This window comes from Micromonospora foliorum, from assembly GCF_022229015.1.
GTDB classification, from domain to species: domain Bacteria; phylum Actinomycetota; class Actinomycetes; order Mycobacteriales; family Micromonosporaceae; genus Micromonospora; species Micromonospora foliorum.
Map to the genome: position 1 here is coordinate 1 of NZ_JAKKFF010000196.1, position 6121 is coordinate 6121.

7 protein-coding genes are annotated in these 6121 nt (G+C 72.0%); 3 read left to right on the forward strand and 4 right to left on the reverse strand.

Features of this window, described 5'->3' with window-relative positions; genetic code table 11:
* Together PSH25_RS15670 and PSH25_RS15675 are read left to right on the forward strand one after the other, a co-directional pair.
* On the forward strand, positions 1–759 hold a 759-nt coding region (locus PSH25_RS15670), incomplete at its 5' end, for a molybdopterin-binding protein (RefSeq protein WP_238659791.1).
* Entirely contained in the window at positions 756–1184 is a 429-nt protein-coding gene (locus PSH25_RS15675; RefSeq protein WP_238659792.1) for a molybdenum cofactor biosynthesis protein MoaE, read from the forward strand. The genes PSH25_RS15670 and PSH25_RS15675, both read left to right, overlap by 4 nt.
* 4 nt (positions 1185–1188) lie before the next feature.
* On the opposite strand, the gene PSH25_RS15680 is transcribed toward PSH25_RS15675, so the two are convergent.
* Positions 1189–2655: a glycosyltransferase 87 family protein gene (locus tag PSH25_RS15680; protein WP_238659793.1), complete on the reverse strand. Its 1467-nt coding sequence runs from the start codon at positions 2653–2655 to the stop codon at positions 1189–1191.
* Between the two features lie 215 nt (positions 2656–2870).
* Positions 2871–3416 carry a DoxX family protein gene (locus PSH25_RS15685; RefSeq protein WP_238659794.1) on the reverse strand — a complete coding sequence of 182 codons (546 nt, stop codon included), beginning with the start codon at positions 3414–3416 and terminating at the stop codon, positions 2871–2873.
* A gap of 133 nt (positions 3417–3549) precedes the next feature.
* Here PSH25_RS15685 and PSH25_RS15690 point away from each other — a divergent pair, with 133 nt between their 5' ends.
* Positions 3550–4098 (forward strand): GNAT family N-acetyltransferase, encoded by a 549-nt coding sequence (locus PSH25_RS15690; RefSeq protein ID WP_238659795.1) that lies wholly within the window; start codon positions 3550–3552, stop codon positions 4096–4098.
* 24 nt (positions 4099–4122) lie between these two features.
* Here the strand turns inward: PSH25_RS15690 and PSH25_RS15695 are convergent, their stop codons facing one another.
* Both PSH25_RS15695 and PSH25_RS15700 read right to left on the reverse strand, forming a co-directional pair.
* On the reverse strand, positions 4123–5364 hold the full coding sequence (locus PSH25_RS15695) for an ATP-binding protein (RefSeq protein WP_238659796.1): 1242 nt from the start codon (positions 5362–5364) through the stop codon (positions 4123–4125).
* Between the two features lie 157 nt (positions 5365–5521).
* Positions 5522–5971 (reverse strand): LppU/SCO3897 family protein, encoded by a 450-nt coding sequence (locus tag PSH25_RS15700; RefSeq protein WP_308193677.1) that lies wholly within the window; start codon positions 5969–5971, stop codon positions 5522–5524.
* Positions 5972–6121 lie beyond the last annotated feature (150 nt).

A 6121-nucleotide genomic window follows, 5' to 3' on the forward strand; every position in this document is an offset into this window, starting at 1 on the left:
CTGGCCGCCGCCTGCGGGCACGACACGCTGCGGGTCCGGCGAGCGCCGCGTGCCGCGTTGCTGGTCTTCGGCGACGAACTGCTGACGGCGGGCCCTCCCGCGGCCGGTCGCATCCGCGACGCGCTGGGTCCTGCGGTGCCGGCGTGGCTGCGGCGGTACGGCTGCCAGGTCCGCCCGTCCGACGTGGTCGGCCCGGTCGCCGACACGCTGCCCGCGCACGTGGCGGCCCTGCGCTCGGCGTTGGCCAACGCCGATCTGGTCTGCACCACCGGCGGCACGATGAACGGCCCGGTCGACCACCTGCACCCGACCCTGGAGGCGCTCGGCGCCGACTACGTGGTTAACACGGTGGCGGTCCGCCCCGGCTTCCCGATGCTGCTGGCCCGGCTGACCGGCCCGGACGGGCGAGCCCGGTTCGTGGCCGGGCTTCCGGGCAACCCGCAGTCCGCCATCGTCGCGCTGGTGTCGTTGGTCGCCCCGCTGCTCGCCGGTCTCCAGGGCCGGTCGATGCCGCTGCTGCCGCAGGTCACGTTGGCCGAGGCGGTGCCGGGTCGCGGTGACCACACCCACCTGGCGTTGGTCCGACTGGACCGGGCCGCCGGCGTCGCGTCCCCGGTCCGCCACGTCGGCTCGGCGATGCTGCGTGGCCTGGCCGGCGCGGACGGGTTCGCGGTCATCCGACCCGGCACCAGCGGCCAGCCGGGCGACCGGGTGCCGATCGTGCCACTGCCGTTGTTTCCCGGGGAGCGTACGTCGTGACCGCACCAACGATCACCTTCGGCGAGGTCACCGACCAGCCGCTCGACCTCGCCACGCACGAGGCGGCCGTCGCCGACCGCCGGGCCGGCGCTGTGGTGTCCTTCCAGGGCGTGGTCCGCGACCACGACCACGGCCGCGAGGTCACGAGCCTGGAGTACGAGGGGCACCCGAGCGCCGCACAGGTGCTGCGCGAGGTGGCCGCCGAGATCGCCGCGGAGCCCGACGTCTACGCGGTGGCGGTCTCGCACCGGGTCGGCCCCCTCGCGATCGGTGACGTGGCGCTGGTCGCCGCGGTGAGCACCGCGCACCGGGCGGCGGCCTTCGCGGCCTGCGCCCGACTGGTCGACGAGGTCAAGGCGCGACTGCCGATCTGGAAGCGGCAGGTCTTCACCGACGGCACCGAGGAATGGGTCAACTGCCCCTGAGCGCTCAGCGGCGGCCGTTGACCACCACTGCCCGGGCGAGCCGGTCGCCGTAGAACGCCGGCTCCGCACCGGGGCGCCAGGGCAGCGCGGCGACCAGCACGATCAGCGCGAGCGCGAGCGAGTTTTCCATCAGTGCCCCGAACAGGCCGTCCTGGTAGTGCGACATCTCCGGCAGTTGGTGTTCGTACGGCCAGATCGGTGAGATCAGGAAAAGCAGATAGAGCCCGATCGCGGCGACGCCGTGGCGGAGCCCGGTCAGCCCCGGATACCAGATCGGCGGGCGGAGCCCGTTGACCCCGGGTAGCCCACCGAAGACCGGCCCCTGGCCGGTGCGCTGCGGCATCCCCCGGCTCGCCTCGCGGCGACGTACGGCGGCGTCGGCCAGCACGATGATCGCCGGGATCACCCAGACCAGGTGGTGCGTCCAGGAGATCGGGCTGATCACGTTCGCGGTGAGACCGACAAGCGTGAAGGCGGTCAGCTCGTCACCGTCGGCGCGGGAACTGGCCGCCCGGGACAGGCCCAGCGCCAGGACCAGCACCGAGAAGGCGAGCCACAGCAGCCCCGGGGTCTCGATCGAGTCGTACAGCCGGGCGAGCAGACCGGCGAGGGACTGGTTGGGCGTCATGTCCGCCGCGCCGACCCGTTCGGTCTGCCACAGCACGCTGCCGAAGTAGGTGCGCGACTCGTCACCGACGATCGCGAAGGTGCCCACCGTCACGCCGATCGTGGTGCCGATGGCGGTGGCCGCCACCCGCCACTGACGGGTGATCAGCAGGTAGGCGATGAACAGCGCCGGGGTGAGCTTGACCGCGGTGGCGAGGCCGATACCGGCCCCGGCCCAGGCCCCGCCGTAGATGAAGCGCAGCAGTGGGCCGTCGGTGGCGGCGTAGTGGGTGCCCCGCCGGGACCGCCAGCGAAGGCCGATCAGGTCGGCCATGATCAGGGCGAACAGCAGGATGTTGACCTGGCCGTAGCCGAGCGTCTCCCGGGCTGGTTCGATGGCGACCGCGAGGGGCACCGCCACGGCCACCGTGAACCACAGTGGCCATCCCAGCCGGTCCACGATGGGTCGGAGCAGCCCGGCCAGCACCAGCGCCAACGCGGCGATGCTGGCGGCGGCGTTGACCATGCCGGCCGCGCCGATCGGGAGCTGCGCCATCGGCAGCATGACCAACCCGGCGAAGGGTGGGTAGGTGAACCCGAGTGTGGTTCCGGGCGCGATGAACTCGTAGAGCTCGTGACCGCTCGCCCACCACACCACGGCACCGTGGTAGATCTTCATGTCGAAGAAGTTGTACGGCCGCCCGAAGGTGCCGATGGCGAGCCATGCGGCATAGGCGACGGCGGCCACGATGGCGCCCCGTACGACGTTCCTGCGATCGATCCCGCGCGCCACCCGGTCGATCCCGCGCGTCACACGTTGGATTGGGGCGAGGCGGTCCGCCCGTCTACCGACAGCCGTCGGCATGGCGTGGCCACCCCCGTACCAAGGTCGTCCTACCCGTCCAGGTCCTGCACGGAGCCTAGAACGGCGCCTCACGTCAGTGCCTCCCGCGTTATGCGACCGTGTCCGATCCCACACATGTTTTTGACATTTCCACCGCGTTAACGCCTACCGGGTGGTTCAGGTAATTCGTGGCCTTAGCGGGGGGTGGGGGTGAGGCAGAGACGGATCGACGCAGGTCAGCCGGGGAGTCGACGTGCGGTGGACGCGGAGCGGACGGCGATGCGGGCCTCGCGTCGGGCGGTCCGGACGGCGCGTTGCACGGAACGTCGAGAGTGGCCGATGCGATGACCCGTCCGCCACCGCAGACCCGGCTTGCCGCCGGTGTCCGCCGCGGCGAGCAGCAGACCGCCGAGGAGCCCGAGGTTCTTCAGGACGTGGATCTGGTTGTTGTTCTTGGCGATCGGGTCGTCGTTGTTCCAGAAGGGATGCCCGGCGATGGTCACCGGCACCAGCGTGCCGGCGAGGACCAGCGCGGCGGGTCGGCTGAGTCGTCCGGTGGCCAGCATCAGACCGGCGCTGACCTGCACCGCCGCGTTGAGCCGGATCAACGTCTCGGTCTCGGTGGGGAAGCTCGGGTGTGCCTTCTTCAGCATCGGCGCGACCTTGTCGGTCACCGGTTTGGCGGCCACCGTCAACCGGCCGGGGTCACGAAAGTTGCGATACCCGCTGACCACGAAGATGCCGCTCAGCATGGCGCGGGCGAGGGAGCGTACGGGCGTCATAGGTCAGTCATACCCCGTCGCGGCGTTTGCTACCCCGGCAACCGCAGGATCGGATTGGTGTTGGTACACGTACGCCACGCCGAATCGAGCGACCGTCACGGATGGACGGGCCTTGGCGGGTAACGTCGCGCAGGTGACCACGCTGCGGCTACGCCCCGAGGACCCGGCCGACGCCGGCCCGGTCCGCCGCGTGTTGGCCGCCGCGTTCGCCCGCCCGGACGTGGCGACGCCGCCGGAGGTCAGCCTCGTCGACGAGCTGCGCGACACCACCGCCTGGTTGCCGGAGCTGGCCATGGTCGCCGAGTACGGCGGCGAGGTGGTCGGTTACGCGCTGCTCACCCGGGTACGGCTGCGGCCGGAGCGGGGCTCGGACGTGCCCGTCCTGGCACTTGGCCCGGTGGCGGTCGCGCCGCACCGACAGCGGGTCGGGCACGGCACGGCGGTCGTGCAGGCCGCCCTGGACGCCTCGACCGAGCTGGGCGAGCGGCTCGTCGTCGTCCTCGGTGCCCCGGCCTTCTACCGCCGGTTCGGGTTCGGCCCGGCGAGTGAGCTGGGCCTGACCGGGCCGTGGACCGGCCTCGGTGAACCCTGGCAGGCGTTGGTGCTGCCGCCGTCCACCAGCGAGGAAGGGCCCCCGCCTCGCGGTGAGGTGCACTTTCCGGCGCCCTGGTCGAAGGTCTGACCGGGCCGGCGCGGTGGGTGGCGGTCAGGCCGGCTGCGTCCGCAGGTACCGGCCGAAGTGCGGGACTGTGAAGGCGACCGTGCCCCGCTCACCGGAGTAGATCAACCCCTTCTTGATGAGCGCGTCCCGGGCCGGGGACAGGCTGGCCGGCTTGCGGCCGAGGGCACGGGCGATCTCCGCGGTGGGCACTGCGGCGTCCATGTCGTCGCGGACCACCGCGCCGGGCTCGCCCTCGACCGCGGACATCATGGCCATCGCCCGCATGTACTCGCGTTCGGCGGGAGTGGCCCGTTCGAACCGGGAACCGAAGAACCCGACCGCCAGCTCGGCCTCCGCCTCGGGCGCGGCGACCCGCACGTCGGCCGCCGTGATCGGCGAGCGCGGCGCGTGATCCCAGGTCGCCTTCCCGTACGCCTGGACGAAGTAGGGATAGCCGCCGGACTTCTCGTAGAGCAGGTCGAGGGCCTTCTGCTCGTACTCGACCTCCTCGCGCTCGGCGGGCGCGCAGAGCGCCCGGTCGGCGGCGATCCGGTCGAGCCGGTCGATGCGTTGGTAGCGGAACAACCGTTCGGAGTACGACTTCGCGGCGCTGAGCACGGCCGGCAGGTGCGGAAGGCCGGCGCCGACGACGATCAGCGGCGCGCCGAGCTGGGACAGCTCGTGGCAGGCGGCGCAGAGCGCCGACACGTCCTCCGGGCCGAGATCCTGCATCTCGTCGATGAAGATGGCGATGCCGGTGCCGACGTCGCTGGCCACGGCGGCGGCGTCACTGAACAGCTCGACCAGGTCGATCTCGATGTCGCCGGAGTCGGCCCGGCCGCTGGCGGCCGGCACGTCGATGCCGGGTTGCCACCGGTCGCGCAGCTTCGTGGCGGCCCCGGACCGGCCGGTCGGGTTGGAACGCTGGGCGAACGCCTTGAGGACGCCGAGGAACGCGTCGATCCGGTCCGGTGCGCGGTGGCGCGGGGCGAGCTCCCGGACCGCCATGTGCAACGCGGCGGCGACCGGCCGACGCAACGACTGGTCCGGTCGGGCCTCGATCTTGCCGCTGCCCCAGAGCCGGTTGATCGCCTGCGACCGGAGGGTGTTGAGTAGGACCGTCTTGCCGACGCCCCGCAGCCCGGTGAGCATCAGGCTGCGTTCCGGTCGGCCCCGGGCGATGCGCTCGAGCACGATGTCGAAGACGTCCAGCTCCCGCCCCCGCCCGGCGAGTTCGGGCGGACGCTGGCCGGCGCCCGGCGCGTACGGGTTGCGGACCGGATCCACGCATCGCAGATTATCGGGCCATCTAGCTGCGAGGCTAGACATGGATAGATGGGGCTACCGGCGTGTCGGGACCGTCGACCACAAACTAGGGCTGTCTAGCGTGGACGCTAGACAGCCCTAGTTTTGGCAATCGCCGTGACTGGCACTCCGGATCGGGCTAGCGCTTCTTCAGGCAGAGCACGTAGTCGAACAGGTCGACCGAGTTGTCGTGCACGTAGTTCGCGGTCGCCTGCGGCGCGAGCGTCTCGCACCGGTCGCCGTCGGTGGTCGCCGGGATTCGCAGCAGCACCTGATAGGTGTTCGGGCCGCACGGCACCTTGCGCAGCTCCGCGTCGTCCTCACTGCCGTCGTTCACCACGCAGTCACCCCGCGCGAACTCCTCGTCCGGGGTCGGCGCGGCCGACGTCGGCGCGTCGCTGGGCAGCGCGGGCGGAAGGACCGGGGCACTCGTCGACGGGGTACGCGCGGCGTCGCTGCCAGCGTCGGCCACCTTCCAGACCGCCCAACCGGCCAGGCCGAGGCACGGACAGAGCACCAGCAGCACCACCACCGTGATGATGAGAGCGACGTTGCGGCCGCTCTTCTTCACCGGCGCGGCGGGCGGCACTCCGTAGCCGCTGGGCGGCTGCTGACCCCACGGCCCAGGTGGTTGACCCGGTATCGGCCCAGCCGGCTGCCCGGGCGTCGGGCCGGCCGGCGGGAACGGCCCGGGCGGTGGGTACGGGCCGGCCGGCGGTGTCGGGCCGGCCGGCGGGAA